10 protein-coding genes are annotated in these 16,070 nt (G+C 59.5%); 4 read left to right on the top strand and 6 right to left on the bottom strand.

From position 1 onward, the window contains the following. Positions 1–26 precede the first annotated feature (26 nt). Entirely contained in the window at positions 27–1,211 is a 1,185-nt protein-coding gene (gene glf, locus BLV41_RS00810) for a UDP-galactopyranose mutase (protein WP_044572678.1), read from the bottom strand. 472 nt (positions 1,212–1,683) lie between these two features. Here glf and BLV41_RS00805 point away from each other — a divergent pair, with 472 nt between their 5' ends. Both BLV41_RS00805 and BLV41_RS00800 read left to right on the top strand, forming a co-directional pair. Next, the gene (locus BLV41_RS00805) at positions 1,684–3,744 is read left to right on the top strand and encodes an FtsK/SpoIIIE domain-containing protein (RefSeq protein ID WP_074709673.1); all 2,061 of its coding nucleotides are present in this window, start codon (positions 1,684–1,686) and stop codon (positions 3,742–3,744) included. Further along, positions 3,719–5,728, top strand: a complete 2,010-nt coding sequence (locus BLV41_RS00800; RefSeq protein WP_074709670.1) for a hypothetical protein — start codon at positions 3,719–3,721, stop codon at positions 5,726–5,728. Before BLV41_RS00805 ends, BLV41_RS00800 begins: the two co-directional genes overlap by 26 nt. A 59-nt stretch (positions 5,729–5,787) precedes the next feature. On the opposite strand, the gene BLV41_RS00795 is transcribed toward BLV41_RS00800, so the two are convergent. After that, positions 5,788–6,219 carry a hypothetical protein gene (locus BLV41_RS00795; RefSeq protein ID WP_083360521.1) on the bottom strand — a complete coding sequence of 144 codons (432 nt, stop codon included), beginning with the start codon at positions 6,217–6,219 and terminating at the stop codon, positions 5,788–5,790. Positions 6,220–6,528: 309 nt separating this feature from the next. Between BLV41_RS00795 and BLV41_RS00790 the strand changes: the two genes are divergently transcribed. Beyond that, positions 6,529–6,777 carry a WhiB family transcriptional regulator gene (locus BLV41_RS00790; protein WP_038469266.1) on the top strand — a complete coding sequence of 83 codons (249 nt, stop codon included), beginning with the start codon at positions 6,529–6,531 and terminating at the stop codon, positions 6,775–6,777. A gap of 78 nt (positions 6,778–6,855) precedes the next feature. Here the strand turns inward: BLV41_RS00790 and BLV41_RS00785 are convergent, their stop codons facing one another. The 4 genes from BLV41_RS00785 to BLV41_RS00770 all read right to left on the bottom strand — a co-directional run bounded on the left by BLV41_RS00785 (position 6,856) and on the right by BLV41_RS00770 (position 15,635). After that, positions 6,856–8,334, bottom strand: a complete 1,479-nt coding sequence (locus tag BLV41_RS00785) for a sensor histidine kinase (protein ID WP_044572682.1) — start codon at positions 8,332–8,334, stop codon at positions 6,856–6,858. Between the two features lie 103 nt (positions 8,335–8,437). Beyond that, a complete protein-coding gene (locus BLV41_RS00780; protein ID WP_074709667.1) occupies positions 8,438–13,312 on the bottom strand; it encodes an NAD-glutamate dehydrogenase in 4,875 nt (1,624 codons plus the stop codon). 59 nt (positions 13,313–13,371) lie between these two features. Then, positions 13,372–15,018, bottom strand: a complete 1,647-nt coding sequence (locus BLV41_RS00775) for a nucleotide-binding protein (protein WP_083360520.1) — start codon at positions 15,016–15,018, stop codon at positions 13,372–13,374. Next, complete coding sequence (locus BLV41_RS00770; RefSeq protein ID WP_074709662.1) at positions 14,994–15,635, bottom strand: SAF domain-containing protein; 642 nt, start codon at positions 15,633–15,635, stop codon at positions 14,994–14,996. Before BLV41_RS00770 ends, BLV41_RS00775 begins: the two co-directional genes overlap by 25 nt. Before the next feature lie 196 nt (positions 15,636–15,831). Here BLV41_RS00770 and BLV41_RS00765 point away from each other — a divergent pair, with 196 nt between their 5' ends. Then, positions 15,832–16,053, top strand: coding sequence for a helix-turn-helix domain-containing protein (locus BLV41_RS00765; protein WP_074709659.1), 222 nt, complete (start codon positions 15,832–15,834; stop codon positions 16,051–16,053). Positions 16,054–16,070: the final 17 nt, after the last annotated feature.

The following is a 16,070-nucleotide window of genomic DNA, read 5'->3' as shown; positions in this document are numbered from 1 at the left end:
CGTGCTTTCCAAATTCTCAGTTACGCTCACGCGTCAACTCCTCCGCTTTGCAGCTTCGCACCGCCGGTGAAGTGCGGCTTGATCTTGTTGTCGTACATGTTCAGCGCAGAACCGATGGCCATGTGCATGTCAAGGTACTTGTAGGTGCCGAGGCGGCCGCCGAAGAGTACGTTGTTCTCGCCGCGAGCCAGGTCGCGGTAGGCCAGCAGCTTGCTGCGGTCATCGCTGGTGTTGACGGGGTAGTACGGCTCGTCGCCCTTCTCGGCGAAGCGCGAGAACTCGCGCATGATGACCGTGGCGTCCTTGGTGTATTCGCGCTCCGGGTGGAAGTGGCGGAACTCGTGGATGCGCGTAAACTTCTGCTCTTCATCCGGGTAGTTCATGACGGCGCAGCCCTGGTAATCCTCGATCGGCAGCACTTCCTGCTCCAGATCGATGGTGCGCCAGGACAGGTCGCCCTCGGCGTAGTCAAAGTAACGGTCCACGGCGCCGGTGTAAATAACCGGAACCTGGCCGGTGACGGCCTTGCGGGAGTACTCGCCGTCGTCAAAGAAGTCCGTGTTCAAGACAACTTCGATGTTGGGGTGGTCCGCCATGCGCTCGATCCAGGCGGTGTAACCGTCAACCGGCAGACCCTCGTGGGTGTCGTTGAAGTAACGGTTGTCGTAGTTGTAGCGGACAGGCAGCCGGGAGATGATCTCGGCCGGCAGGTCCTTGGGATCCGTCTGCCACTGCTTGCCCGTGTAGTGCTTGATGAAAGCCTCGTACAGGGGGCGGCCAATGAGCTGGATACCCTTGTCATTCAGGTTGGCCGGATCGGTGCCGGCGAGCTCGCCCGCCTGCTCCTGGATCAGCGCACGCGCCTCAGCCGGGCCCATGGCTGAACGGAAGAACTGGTTGATGGTACCCAGGTTGATGGGCATTTGGTACACCTCACCCTTGTGGGCGGTGTACACCTTGTGCTGGTAATTGGTGAACTTTGTAAAGCGGTTCACATACTCCCAGACACGCTCATTTGAGGTGTGGAACAGGTGCGCCCCGTAACGGTGCACCTCGATGCCCGTCTGTGCCTCGTTCTCGCTGTAGGCGTTGCCGCCGATGTGGTGGCGGCGATCAATGACGGCCACCTTCAGGCCCAATTCGGTGGCGGCACGTTCTGCAATGGTTAGGCCAAAGAAACCCGAACCGACGACAACTAGGTCAGCGTTCACAAACTCTCCTGCGGTGCTTGGTAGCGATAAGCGGGCACAAAAATGCCATGGTTTACATCCTTAGGTTACCTGAACGTTATCGATGGCAAGTTCCCACGTGGCCGCCCTCACAGCCTTTCGGCCTAAACGTTCCTCCACACTGCTGCCTGCCTAGCTGCTTTCCCACAAAGTACGACGCCGGCACTCACCAGCTTCCTCGGCGCGCCTAGGCTCGTGAAATAGCTAGAAGTCGGGGGCAGGAGGTGCCATGTTATTAGAGATAACGGTAGTGCCCGGGATTGGTGTTGAGCCTTTTCCGCCTACGGAGCTCTCTATTATGTGGAACTCCGGAGCGCAAGCTTCTGCCTGTTCTGGACGCTCACTTCACCATGTCTTGGCTGAGCGCTGGGCGGACTGCTGCTTTTTTGTCGGCGGCGAAAGACTCGACCACTTACAAGCGGGTACAGCACCTCTGATCAATGGAGCGGTTCTCGTGGCGAGGCCGGACATTTCCCCATCCGGCAAACGGGATGGGGAACAGCCCGAAGCCGCCCCCTCTGGAAGCAATGCCCTTGGTTTTCCCGAGGGCATCGCTGCCTTCTTGTGCATTAGTGCGGGGCCGGGGGCCGGCACTGTGTTTGCCCTGCACCGTGGCAACTACATCCTTGGGCGAGGGAGATGCAGCATTAGGGTTCCCGACCCAGCCCTTTCCAGACTCCACGGCACTTTGTGTGTTGGCTCCCAACACATCACCCTGGCTCAGGCACAAGGATCCACCGGTTTTAGGGTTCGCCATGCGGAGAATTCCCCATCGGCGGACGCCGAACCATTCAAGGGCACAAAAGTTCTTGTGGTGGGGGAAGAGATTCACTGCGGATCCACTGTCTTGGACCTCCGGCTGCCGGTTGCCGGTTTGGTACAGGCAGTTCGTCGTCCCGACGGCACGATGGGTCTCCTTGATCCTGCAGCGTTGGAGCCTCTGATGGTTAAGTGTGATTCCGGCTCCGTGCGCAACCGCATGGCCATGATCATCGCTGGGACATTGCCCTTGGTATTGGGGGTTGGGCTGGCGTTGCTCACGGGCTCGTGGATGTTCCTTGCGTTTTCCGCCATGGGCGCCGTGACTGTGCTCATACCCCTGGTGGGCGGTTCGAAGCGGAGGAAGGCATTCCGTGCTGCTGTCTCTGCCGCGGTAGGCCACGACTGGCAACGGCGAGCGTCAACCTTTCCCGATGCGGCATCATTGCTGCTCGCGACACGCTCCAACGCGGACAATCCACCGAGTTGGCATCCTGTGGCAGCGCGACCCTCATCCGGCCTCGCCATACGTCTGGGCACGGGGACACAAGCTGCGGCTCTTTCCGTTGCGCCAGATGATGCATCGTTCATCCCCCCGGCGTTGCCATCACTGCCCCTGGCAAGTTTGTTGGGATGTGTGCCCACCACCATCAGTGGTCCGTCCACGCCCGTCCTTGCCTTGCTCCACTTTGTTCTCATGCAGCTGGACGCTGCTCGCGTTCCTGTAGTTTTGCTGGGGCCCGCGGACGCCATACCCTTGGCGGCAAGATTTCTGCCCCACACAGTATTGGTATCGTCGGCAGCAGCAGCCTCGAGTACCATCGCACAACATCTACAGAGAGCCGATGACACCACCCCCGGCGTCGTACTCGTGGCCGTCAACGAGCCCGTATCCAGCCTCGCGGCTTCCCTGCCCGGCCTTCGGGCCATTCATTTCTCGCTGCGACGCCCAAATCCGCCAGAGAGTAGCAGCAACGAATCCGTTCCCCTCGCCACCAATCCGTCAGGATCAATGAGGGCAGGCACGTCTGCGGCCAACGGGGTCATTGACGCTACGAACACCCCTGGCGGAACTGCAACGACGATGGTAACGCTGTGGGCCGCAGGGAATCAGATACTCGGAACCTTCAACGGGCTGGGCTTTGTTCCTGATGGTGTCCCTGCCTCCGTGTTTGACGACTATGCCCGCCGTCGGGCATTGCAAAGCAGCGTCAGCACCTCCTCAGAAGCCGCTCCTGCCCGCACCATGCACTTCAACACGCTTCCCCTGCCGGAAAAAAGTTCCATATCCGCCATAGTGCACGAGTGGCACCAAAACACCCGAGGACCACTGCGTCCGGTTCAATTGGGAGTGTCGGCCACTGGTCCTGTCATGTTTGATTTCTTGCGAGATGGGCCACACCTCCTCATTGGAGGAACCACAGGCTCCGGCAAGTCAGAGATCCTGCGCACGCTTGTGGGCAGTCTCGCCGCTGCGCACTCCCCCGCCGATCTCCAATTTGTGCTCATCGACTTCAAGGGTGGTGCGGGACTGGGCGTCCTGGGCCAAATTGCCCCACACCACCTCGCTTATCACCGATCTCGGCGGGCACGGCATGGATCGAACTCTGACCTCCCTACGAGCGGAGATCCGACGCCGCGAGAGCGCTCTGGCCAGCGTGGAGGCCACGGACAGCCAGGCATTCCGAAAGATGATCGGTCCTTCTGGGCCTTCACCCGGCTGTCATTCGATGACCCACCTCATCATTGTCGTTGACGAATTCAGGGTCTTGGTGGATCAGTTTCCCGATGCCATGGCCGAGTTGATGCGCATCGCTGCGGTGGGCCGGTCCCTAGGAATCCATCTGGTTCTGGCCACCCAACGTCCGCAAGGGGCCGTGAACGCCGATATCCGGGCCAACGTCACGAGCTCCATCTGTTTGCGAGTGCAGTCCGCCTTCGATTCAACGGACGTCATCGGCACTGGCGTTGCCGAAAACATCAGCGTTGGTACGCCTGGCCGCGCCTTTTTCAGTAGGGCTGGATCGCCTCCTGAAGAGTTCCAAAGCGCTACGTTGCGATTACCGCCTAAAGCTGAGGAGGTGGTGCCCACTGTCGAGCTCACTACGGAACGATTGACCGGCGAACTGAGTGCGGATGTGCTGAAGGATTTCCTTGAAAGCGATGCCACTGCGGTCGCGAACCTCCTCATCCAGAGTTGGCGCGACGCTGCATCATGCGGCCTGTCGCCGAGTGCTCCAGCCGTTGTGGCGCCTGAGCTGCCTGCAGAGGGAGAACTCCTCGGTAACACGTCCGTGAATGGGGAAGCTGGTGGGAATGCCGCGGGTGAGGTGAGGTTGGGCACGGTGGATGTCCCCCAAGAACAATGCCTGCGGCCGCTTCGGTGGAACCCCGGGACCCACTCCCATATCGCCCTGTTCGGAACTCCATCAGAAACCGCCAACGCCATGGCCTTGCTGGCGTGGCAGCTGCTTTCAGCCAACTCCGAGTCGACCAGCTTGGGCACTAGACTGCTCTATCTCCTGGACGGGGATGGGTCCCTGAAGATCAGCTCCGCCAGCGAATTCGCGGGTGCCTACATAACGCCAGAGGATCTGCGGCCTGCCGCCCACCTGGTCCAAAGACTGGCTGAGACCGTCCGGTCTCACCCTGACCGCAGCTTTGTCTTGGGCATTTCCGATTGGGGCCGTTGGGCAACGGCTTTTCGCTCGAGTCCGTGGCACGATGCAGAGGATGCCGTCGCTGAGCTGATCAGATTCGGCAAGGAGAACCTTGCTGTGATGATCTCAGGAGCGCGGGAACTGATCACAGCTCCCTTTTTGGCCTCCATTCCCAACAGGATCTATCTCACCCACGGCAGCAGCAGCGAATCCACCATGCTCTGGCCGCGTCTACCCCACTTCACCCCCGTCCCAGGGCGGGCGGCCATTGCCGGGCCCATCGATACCCAGCTCGCATCTGGACAGCACCAGTCGCTTCAGAGTGCGCCACGCCAATCCCTGTCACGTCAAGAAGACTCAGGGGCCATGCACGTTGCACAACTCGGAAGGCTGGACCTGGCCGTAACGGCTAACCCCACCATGGCAGGAAGCCGCGCCGAAGGCGTCCTCAGGGTCAGACCATTGGCACGCAGCCTCAGCATGGCCCAACTCCAAGATTTCATGAAGTGCGGCCCACATCGGTCCACCGGTCAAATCCCAGAGACAAGCGCCGCGCCGGGCCGCAACAGGCCGCCGTCACTTCTTGTGGGCCTTGGTGGTGACGGAGAACAATTAGTAAGAATCGCCGTCACCGCAGGAACTGTTCTGCCCGTCGTTGGGCTACCTGGATCCGGGAAATCTTGTTTCCTTCAGGCAATGGAAATACTAAACGGCCACGAGTTGGCCTCGGGTGAAGGCGAGCCGGCTCAAATTGTTTACCTTGACGATGCGACAGCGGCACCGGACCCTGTGTTGGACAGAGCAACTCGAGCGCTGGCTTCGGGAGCAGTTCTTGTGGCCGCATTCCCGTACCCCGGACCGGGCCTGTCAACACTCCCTCTTGAGTGGGGGCTCCGGGCGGCACAGCAAGGCATTGTCCTGGCGCCACAACGCCCAGCCGACGCCGACCTCTTCGGGGTGCGCTTGGACACGATGGGCGCGGAGCCGCCGGGACGTGGTGTTCTGCTTAACCGCGGCAGCCGTGTGTGGTTTCAATTCCCTTTGACCGAGGCCTACCAGACGGAAAGGTGCCCAATCTAGGTGAAGGGAACCAACGTGCCGCCATGAAGGGAACCTCCGTGGCAGAACGAAAGACTGAACTACAGCACTGCTGTTCCTGTACCGCCACTATCACTGCCGGTTCGCTGCGAATATGCCACAACTGTGGGGGTGAAGAGATAGTAGGCTGCCGCCACTGCAGGGAGGAGCATCACCAGACCCAACAGGACGTTGCCCTCAAGCAAAGCAGGAACGGCCAACGCCACCATGAGCAATTGCCAAACAAAGGCCGCCGATCGCGTCCAGCGCATGCCCTTGAACACATTGATGGCCACTGCCGCCAGACCAGCTGCCAAAGCGGCAATGAGGATGATAAGGAAGATCCCGCTGGCAGCCGAAAACATCGGCGCGGCAACGGCCGAGACGATGGCCCACACCGCCACGATTCCTAAGGCAAGTGCCTCAAGACCAACAACGCCCGAGACAACATAGACCCCAAGTGGCCGGCGCAACGCATCCAACGTAACGGTCACGTCGACCCCTTCGGCGACTGGATGGGGTTTCTTAGGCTGGGGCGTATCAGTGGAGTTATCGGGTTCCTTGTGCACATCAGCACCCTATCGGAAATTGCTGCATAGCAGTCATATGGCAGCGAACCATTGTGATGTATCGCTCATGGTTATACGCTAATAATTCCATCCTTACCCCTTGTTTACACAGAGTTAACATGACACGCTTAACTCAATGACCAAAAGGGGCCCAAACAGGGCCTTTTCTTATGTGGCACAAAGTGAAAAATTTCACAAGATGTCATTTGTTTTACTAAGGAGTGAGTGATCAGCATGGACTGGCGTAGTCGCGCAGCCTGCCTTGATAAGGACCCGGAATTGTTCTTCCCTGTGGGAAACACCGGCCCTGCCCTTCTGCAAATCGAGGAAGCGAAGAGCGTTTGCCGTCGCTGCCCCGTGATCGATACCTGCTTGAAGTGGGCCATCGAATCAGGACAGGATGCAGGCGTCTGGGGTGGCTTGAGCGAAGACGAGCGCCGCGCCATGAAGCGCCGTGCAGCTCGCGCCCGCCGCGCCAGCTAATCAGCTCCTGATTCACAAAGGTCTCAACAATCTCGATTGCCGAGTTTGTTGAGACCTTTGTTGTCTAACCATGAGGGGCTAATTCCGGCTGATCAGCGTCATCTGCAACTCCACCACTGTGCCGCCGCCCTCCCGTGGTGACCAATCAATCGTGCCGCCCAATTCACTCGTGACTAGCGTCCGCACAATCTGCAATCCCAATCCTTCGGCAATGTGACCCTCGGGCAGCCCCACGCCGTCGTCAGCGATCCGAACAGTCAACGCGTCATCGCCGGCGGCAGTCTTGAACCGGTTGGCTGTCAGCCAAACTGTTCCCTCACGATCCTGCAAACCATGCTCGACGGCGTTGGTCACCAATTCGTTAATCACCAGGGCCAGTGGGGTTGCGAAGTCGCTGGGCAACTCTTCAAAGGCACCTTCCTTTTCTGTGCGTACCCGCTGCGAGGGGGAAGCCACCTCGGCCGAAAGACGGAATTGCCGGTCAATCAACTCATCGAAGTCAACATTCTGGGCCAGGCCCTGGGACAGTGTTTCGTGAACCAAGGCAATCGTTGCCACACGGCGCATGGCCTGCTCGAGCCCGAGCTTGCCTTCCTCACTGTGCATTCGGCGCGATTGCATCCGAAGCAACGCCGCTACCGTTTGAAGGTTGTTCTTCACACGGTGGTGGATCTCGCGAATGGTTGCATCCTTGGTGACCAGTTCTTGTTCCCGGCGACGGAGCTCAGACACATCGCGGCAAAGAACCAACGCGCCAAATCGCTCGGTGCTGTCGCGCAACGGGATGGCGCGCAGCGACAAGCTAACGCCCCGTGATTCAATTTCGGTGCGCCACGGCATCCGGCCGGTCACCACCAGGGGCAGTGATTCATCCACCATGCGGCGATCCTTGAGGAGCCGCGTAGTGAGCTCGGCCAGCGAGCGGCCTTCCAGAGACTCGCCGTCGCCCAGGCGCCGGAACGCGGAGACACCGTTTGGACTGGCGTACTGAACGATCCCGTCAACGTCCAACCGCAACAGCCCGTCGCCAACACGGGGTGCACCACGGCGCGACCCTGTGGGGGAAGCAAAGTCAGGCCAGAGCCCCAAGGTGCCCATTTTCAACAAGTCAAAGGCACACTGACGGTAGGTCAGCTCCAGCCGCGAGGGCATCCGTGAACTGGAGAGATCCATATGAGTGGTGATGACGGCCAGCGTGGCCCCGTTGCGAACCATGGGAATGGCTTCAACCCGCATAGCCATGTCCGTGTTCCAGATCTTGGTTTCATGCGAACGCTCAATGTTCTGGCTCTTCCAAGCCATCTCCACAAGCGGCTCAAGTTCGGGCTGGATCCGCTCCCCCACAAAATCCGCATGGAACATGGTGTGGGACGTGGACGGACGCACGTGCGCGATGGCCACGAAGCCGTCATCCTCGGCGGTGGGGAACCATAGGACCAGGTCAGCAAAGGAAAGATCAGCGATCATCTGCCAATCCCCCACCAGCAGGTGCAGCCATTCGGCGTCGCCCGGGCCCAATCCTGACCGTTCCCGAATCATGTCGCCAAAGATTGCCATGGGGCTCCTTAAAAGATGGGTGGCGGTGCCCGCCGAACCTCGGCAGGCACCAACCACAATAGTTGCAGCTTTTATGCCGCAACCGCACAATTGCCGTAACGCTTTAACGCCGCACGATTGAACGCAAGAGCCTCAATGCTACCGACAAAGAGGCCATGTCGTCTCGTTCAAGCTCATTGACCTCGGCAAACATCTTGACAGCGCGTGTGAGCTGCTCCTGGTTCGCCAGCTCCCACGCCATGATCCGATCCATTGGATCGCCGCCTGCTTCGGTGCTGTCCATGACATTGCGAGTCATGTCCGCCGTGGTCGCGTAGAGGTCGTCGCGCAGCGCAGCCCGTGCCAGGGCCTGCCACCGGTCGTTGCGGGGCAACGCCGTGATGCGTTCAAGAAGTGCATCTACTCCGTAGCGGTCGTATAGCGCGTAGTACACGCTTGCCACATCACTTTGCGTCTCTTTCAGTGATTCGCTAACCACGGCGATGTCCAGGAGCGGGTATGTTTCATACATCTCGGCCCAGCGGTGTCCCAGCGTCAACGGCATATTGAAGGCCGTGGCCCGGCTGTACCACGTGGCAACGCGAGCCACATCGACGCCCTGGAAGAAATCACCCATGCGAGTGCCCAATGTACTCACAACCGGCTTGAAGCGGTTGATGACGTCTTCAACGCTCTGGTTGCCGATGCCTTCATTGACAAGCCACCGTACGGCGCGGTCCAACAGTCGACGCATATCCAGGTGTACCTGGCACCACTGTTCGGTGGGGAACGACGGCGGCAGTTCTCGCAGTGCCGACCGCATGGATGCGAAATCGAAGATCTCGTGCAGTGCTATGAATGCCTTGGCAATGGTGACCTCGCTTGCCGAAGACTCCTCCATGGCCCTGAAGGCAAAGGTGATTCCGCCCAGGTTAACCATGTCATTGGCTACGACCGTTGCAATGATCTCCTTGCGCAGCGGATGTGTGTCGAGCTCTTCGTCAAAGCGCTGGGCGACGGCTGCCGGGAAGTAGCTCCGCAGTGTTGCCTTGAACCAGGGGTCGCTGGCCAAATCACTACTGCTGAGAACCTTGGCCAATTCCATCTTGGCGTAGGCCAGCAGAACGGATAGTTCCGGGGATGTGAGCCCTTGGCCTGCAGCCACACGTTCCTGCAGTTCAGTGTTGCTGGGGAGCGCTTCAAGTTCACGGTTCAGATCGGCATGTTCTTCCAACCAATCCATGAATCGTTCATGGCTGGGAGTCCACTCCACCACGTGCTGCCGGTCATTGAGCAGGAGAATGTTCTGCTCAATGTTGTCCTCTAGAACCAGGTGCCCGATTTCATCGGTCATGGACATCAAAAATTCGGTTCGTTCACCGGCGTCCAGCTTGCCTGCGGCCACCATGCGGTCAACAAAGATCTTGATGTTGACCTCGTGGTCTGAACAGTCCACGCCGGCAGAATTATCGATGGCATCGGTGTTCACAATGACACCGTTAAGCGCGGCTTCCACGCGTCCGCGCTGAGTCATTCCCAGGTTTCCACCCTCGCCAATAACCTTCACGCGCAGGTCGGCGCCGTCGACGCGGATGGAATCGTTGGCCTTGTCCCCTACCGCGAGGTTACTTTCCGAGCGCGCCTTGATGTAGGTGCCAATACCGCCGTTGTACAACAGATCCGTCGGCGCCAGCAGCACAGCCTTGAGCAGTTCCGGCGGGCTGAGCTTCACGGTGCCCTCGGGCAGCCCCAACGCCAATCCCACTTCGGGAGAGATCGGAATCGACTTCAATGATCGCGAAAAAACGCCACCACCGCGGCTAATGAGGTCCTGGTTGTAGTCCTGCCAGGACGAACGCGGCAGATCATACAACCGCTGCCGCTCGTCAAATGCCGGGCCGGCAACCGGGTTCGGGTCAAGGAAAATATCCCGGTGGTCGAAGGCCGCAACCAGCCGCACGTGACGGGTCCTCAGCAGGCCATTGCCGAACACGTCCCCGGACATGTCCCCCACACCAACCGCCGTGAACTCCTGCGTCTGCGTGTCGACGTCGAACTCGCTAAAGTGGCGCTTCACGGACTCCCACGCGCCGCGAGCGGTAATGCCCATGACCTTGTGGTCATACCCCACCGAACCGCCGGACGCGAAAGCATCGCCCAACCAGAAGCCATACTCGGCCGAGATCGCATTGGCAGTGTCGGAGAAGGACGCCGTCCCCTTATCTGCAGCAACCACAAGGTATGTGTCATCAGCATCGTGCCGCACCACATTTTCCGGTGGCACCACCACCTCACCATCGGGGGTGGCAACGAGGTTGTCCGTGACATCCAGCAGTCCCCTGATGAACGTCTTGTAACTCGCCTGCCCCTCGGCCATCCAGGCGCCGCGGTCAACGGCGGGGTTCGGAAGTGCCTTGGGGAAGAACCCGCCCTTGGCTCCGGTTGGAACAATCACTGCATTCTTGACCGTTTGTGCCTTGACTAGTCCAAGCACTTCCGTGCGGAAGTCTTCGCGTCGGTCCGACCACCGAAGACCGCCGCGAGCAACCTTGCCAAACCGCAGATGCGTGCCCTCAACACACGGAGAGTAGACCCAAATTTCAAACATTGGGACCGGTGCCGGCAGGCCCACGATTCCGGCCGGGTTCAGCTTCAGGCTGAGGAATTCGCGGCCGCGGTAATGGTTGGTTCGCAACGTTGAATCCACCAGATTCGCGAAGGTACGCAAAATTCGGTCGGCGTCCAGGGTTGGGACGTTTTCCAGCGCCTCATTGAGTCTCAGCTGAACATCCGCCAAGAGTGCGGGGCGTGCAGAATCGCCAACCGACGGGTCAAAGCGAGCCTCAAACAGCTCAACGAGGCCTCGCGTGACCGCAACGTTCTGCAGCAAGGTGTTGGCAATGAAGCCGAAAGAGTTTGTGTTGCCCATCTGGCGCATGTACTTGGCGTAGGCACGCAGAATGACAATCTGGCGCCATGCCATGCCCTCTGTCAAGACCAAGCGGTCAAAGTTGTCAGATTCGCTCAGTCCCGTGATCGCAGCGCCAAACGCCTCAGCCAAAAGCCCGGCGGTGGCCAGCGGATCCACGCCAGCGGGGTATTTCAGGCCAAGATCGTAAAGGAAGAAGTCACGCTTGTCAGCAGTTTCAATTTCGAAGGGACGTTCATCGATGACTTCCAACCCAAGGTTGTGGAAGAACGGCAAAATCTGCGTCAAGCTCTTCGGGTGGGCCATGTAGAGCTTGACTCGTGCGTCCTCCTCCAACTCCATCCCGTGCCCGGCGGGCACGTAAACATGCATGCCTGGCGCGCACTGTCCGGGAGTCTTTCCGTCAGCTGTCGCAGTCTTGTACTTGTCGTCAAAGTCCTCAAAACGGGCAATATCCGCCAGCGCGTCTTCAACTTCAAAGTCGACCCGGTAACTTGCAGGAAAGGCCTCCGACCATTTGGCCACAAGGATTTCTGCATGATCCTGAGACTGAGAATCCCGGAGCACCTGAGCAATGCCTTCGGGCCACGATCGCGCCGCCCGTACCAGGCGCTCTTCCAGTTCCGCTACCTGCAGATCGGCTGGCAAGGAGTGATTTTTGGACAGCCGGATGCGGAAGAACAACCTAGCCAGGGCCGATTCACTCATGCGCGCCTCAAAGTCGATCGAGACGCCGTCGAAGGTTCGCATGAGCTCTTCCTCGATGCGGTGACGCACGGCGGTGGTGTACCGATCTCGCGGTATGTAAACCAGCGCGGACATGAACCTGCCATAAATATCTGGCCGCAGGAACAACCGGGTACGACGCCTTTCGGCCAAGCGCAAGATGCCGGAGGCAATCTCGATCAGATCCGAGACCTCGATCTGAAACAACTCATCGCGCGGGTACGTCTCCAGGACGGCAAAAAGATCCTTGCCCGAATGTGAATTGGGAGGGAAGCCAAAGTGCCGAAGTACCTCGTTCACCTTTTCCCGCACCACCGGAATATTGCGGACCGAACCTGTGTAGACGGCCGAAGAAAACAGGCCGATGAAACGCTGTTCGCCGTTGACATTGCCCTGGGAATCAAAGGACTTGACCCCGATATAGTCCAGGTAGGCGCCTCTGTGAACGGTGGAACGGGAGTTGGCCTTGGTGATGACCAGAACGCGCTTTTCACGTGCCTTGCGTTGTCCAGTGACAGTGAGGTGCTGCACCGTTGGGTGGCTGGAGCCGTCACGGAGAATACCCAAACCGCTGCCTTCACGGTTGACCAGGACGTCTTCGCCGTCGCGCTTGTCGAGGTCGTACTCACGGTAGCCGAGGAAGGTGAAGTTGTCGGCCTCCATCCAGTGCAGCAGATCTTCTGCCTCGCGAAGGTCAACGAGAGACTCCCCGGAAAGGACAGTTGCCAGAATTTCCGCCCGGCTCAAAGCCTTCTCCCGCATGGCCGGCCAGTCCTCAACCGCAGCGCGGACGTTGCTCAGAACTCGGTCCAGCCCGGCCAGGAGTTCTGCCTTGGCCTCATCGCCGATCTTGGTAATTTCAATGGCAATCCATGATTCCAGGAAGGATGCATTGTCGCCGTCGCCCAGGAGATGGGCAATGTTCGGCATCGCCGAAGTATCACCACTTGCCACGCCTGCATGAGAGGGAACCCTGGTCACCCGGGTCAGTCGGTTGCTTGCCTTGTCCCTGGAAACGACGAAAACAGGGTGGGTGACGAGATGGATTCCTTGGTTTTGTCGGACCAACTCCGCACTGACAGAGTCAACCAAAAACGGCATGTCATCGGTGATGATGTAAACCATGCTGGCGTCGGGTTCGTCTAGGATTTCCATGTTGGCCTGGCCCGGAGTTCGGGTCATAGCCAGCAACTGGTGCGAGTAGGCCCGTGCGTTCAGGATATCCGAGTCGTAAAGTGCCGCGTCTTCCTGGGAGAGTTGCACAAAATAGTCCGCAAGGAACCCCTCGCCACCAAACTTGGCTTGGTCCAAGGCCGATTCGTGGCTGGGTGAGTTCGATGACATGAAAATAACGCCTCCGTCAAGAGAAAAAGTTCGCTTCATTGCGAGCAGTACACCTGAGCCTAACCCCGAACATCAACCCTTGTTGTGGCTTTTGTTACAGGGATTGTTGGATTTTGCTGGTCACCTGCACAACTCATGGCGCGGATCGCCAAGCTAAGTGGGGCGTCCGGAGAAAGCTCACGCAGAAGCCGCCCTTCGAGCATGGCTTTGTCTGTCAATTCCGGATCCCAAGGCAGGAAATGGCTGATGGTTTCCGCCGGCCCAAACCGTTCCCATGCCTGTATCAGAGCCCGCTCTGGGGCTCCACCCACCGCCTTCCGCCGCACCTTGTTCACCACCACGAGAACGCTCCTCCCGGGGCAGGCGCGACCCAACTCGTCCAGTCCCCGGATGAGGCGCGGAATACCAAGAGGGTCACTATTTCCTACTGCGTACACCAAGTCCGCGCGCCCAAGTGCCGCCAACGTGGCCGCGTTCCGCCGTGGTGCCACGGTGTCGTAGCTGAGCTCTTCATCGTTTTCCAGCGCAAACCCACAATCCACAATCACCAGATCCACAAGTTCACGCGCTGCATCGATAACACGTTCAACGGCGGCTGCCCGTAGTTCGGGCCAACGGTCAGCCCTCGTCAAACCGGTCAACAGCGAAAACGTACCCCCATCAAAGACCACCTGCGTTGCCGTCTTGGCCAAGTGCACAGGACCGAGCCCTCCCTGATCAGCCGCCCTGCACGCCTGCGCAAAGGAGGCCGCCTCATCCAGTAATCCCAAGGCGGCGGCAACGCTGGCACCGTAGGTATCCGCGTCGATCAGCATGACCTTGCGGCCTGCAGCTGCTTGTTCGGCCGCAAGGTTGATGGCTACAGTGGTTCGTCCGGGCGATCCGATGGGGCCCCAGATCGCCACAACGGCGCCTCTGCCGGCACCGCCGATGGGCGGCTCGACGGTCCGGCCTGTAGCTGCCTTGGCTGGAATCCGTTGCCGAACATGACTGCCTGGAAGACGTAGTCGAGCTGCGATTTTGGTCCGGATCCCCAAACCGGGCAGCGGGCCGGATGGCGAAGTTCCTTTGAGTCGCTGGCGCGTGATCTTCTGTCCGTCGCCACCTGACTTGAACGGCTCCGATTCTCCGGATTCGTTTGGTTCCCAGCGTTCCTCGGACAAACTGGGCGTGGGTGCGGCCGACAGGTGGGGTGGGTCAAGAGAGTTTGCCTCCGCGCCGGTGACCGCGCTGGCATCGTCTCTTGCGGCCGGTTCGCCCTCGTACGCGGCGGCCGAGTCGTGGGCGGCGCGGTTGTATGTGGCGGGAACAGAATACCCTCCGGATCCCGTGTGTCGCCGTCCGGCTACCGCCGCGCGGATCACCTCACCGAGGCCCTCCGCGGTGACGTGCTCGGGGACGGTCGTGGCCCCGGCGCTCCGGAGGCGTTGGGCTTCCTCGGGTGATCCCGCAATGGCCACCACAATGACGCCCACAGCAGTGAGGCGATCTATGAGCGTGGCAGTCAGCTCCGCGCCGAACGCAGAAACGACAGCAACCTGGGCCAAGCCGCTCTGACAGGCTGCAAGAAGTTCCGATAATTCCGGGCAGCGCCGCACAACTTGTATGTTGCCGTGGGTACGGGCAAGTTGGTCAATGACGTTCAGCGGCGTATCGCCCACCGAAACAACCGTCAACGTGGTCACGGGATCGCCCCTGGATTCCATACAACGGAGACTTTGGCCTGATTGGCGACAGCGCCAAGGAATTTTGGCATCTGCGTGTCAGAAACCAGGACCATGAGTTGTGTGTTCTTGCCCGATCCCAGGGAGGAATTGGCAACATTGAGAGCTGCAACTTCGGCACCGGGGAGCATTAGCACGGGAGCCTGAAAACCATTGCGTTCATCGGGCAAGGCAACCCACACATCAACGTAGGTACCAACGAGAACTTCCTTCGGTAGCGGCTCGTCCACCTTGACGGAAACAGGTTTGCGATCCAGGGCGTCCGTTTGCCCAATGCTCGAGCGAGACACCAACTCGCCTTTGGGCACCATTCGGACGGCCACTGAGTTATCCCCCAGCACTTCCGCCGGATCCATGTACTTGCCGCCTACCTCGCCAAGTTGCACCTGAACAACCGTGAAGGATTCCGGTGTAATTTTCTGTCCAACCACCAGGGCATTCTTCGCCGCATACATTGGCACAGTCTTCCCTGCGCTTCCCACAAGAGCCACTACACCCGCTGCCGAGGCCAGAACCATAAGGATGCCGATGAGCAGCCGCGGGTCCTTCCATGATGGCTTGCGCATTCGAGGCGCCGGTGCATATTCATCCACAGCCATAGTTCCTCCCCCTCAGGGAACTCGCCACCACATGGAGCCGACCGGCATCGAGTGAACGTGACGAGAATTGCTTCCGTGTACCATTTCTACCGTCGATCCGGGCTCCACGAAACCCCCTCCACAAAAATGACCTGAATTCTGTGGATAACAACTGCGAACCTCGCCAACCACGATCAAAAGAGGCGATAATGGTTGCATGCCTCGATTCCTTACTCTGGCCGATGTTGCCGAACAGCTGCAGATCTCCGCTGCCGCATGCTACGCACTGGTGCACAGCGGCGAATTGCCTGCATTCCAAATTGGTGGCCGTGGACAGTGGCGCGTGGACGCCACGAAATTTGAGCAGTTCATCGATGACCGCCATGCGGCCGCCCGCGCCATGCTGCTTTCAGCAGAGAACGCCGAGCCACGCAACTAGCCCCTGCGAGGATCCTG

The organism is Arthrobacter alpinus, from assembly GCF_900105965.1.
In the GTDB taxonomy this organism is placed as follows: domain Bacteria; phylum Actinomycetota; class Actinomycetes; order Actinomycetales; family Micrococcaceae; genus Specibacter; species Specibacter alpinus.
The sequence above is the reverse complement of the archived record's forward strand: the minus strand, read 5'-3'. Positions and strand labels throughout refer to the sequence as shown.

What these genes read in the sequence shown, in the direction of transcription:
- BLV41_RS00780 (WP_074709667.1), bottom strand. Translation starts at nt 13,312, where the DNA reads ATGTCATCGAACTCACCCAGCCACGAATCGGCCTTGGACCAAGCCAAG.
- BLV41_RS00765 (WP_074709659.1), top strand. Translation starts at nt 15,832, where the DNA reads ATGCCTCGATTCCTTACTCTGGCCGATGTTGCCGAACAGCTGCAGATC.
- BLV41_RS00785 (WP_044572682.1), bottom strand. Translation starts at nt 8,334, where the DNA reads ATGGCAATCTTTGGCGACATGATTCGGGAACGGTCAGGATTGGGCCCG.
- BLV41_RS00770 (WP_074709662.1), bottom strand. Translation starts at nt 15,635, where the DNA reads ATGGCTGTGGATGAATATGCACCGGCGCCTCGAATGCGCAAGCCATCA.
- BLV41_RS00775 (WP_083360520.1), bottom strand. Translation starts at nt 15,018, where the DNA reads ATGGAATCCAGGGGCGATCCCGTGACCACGTTGACGGTTGTTTCGGTG.
- BLV41_RS00800 (WP_074709670.1), top strand. Translation starts at nt 3,719, where the DNA reads ATGACCCACCTCATCATTGTCGTTGACGAATTCAGGGTCTTGGTGGAT.
- BLV41_RS00790 (WP_038469266.1), top strand. Translation starts at nt 6,529, where the DNA reads ATGGACTGGCGTAGTCGCGCAGCCTGCCTTGATAAGGACCCGGAATTG.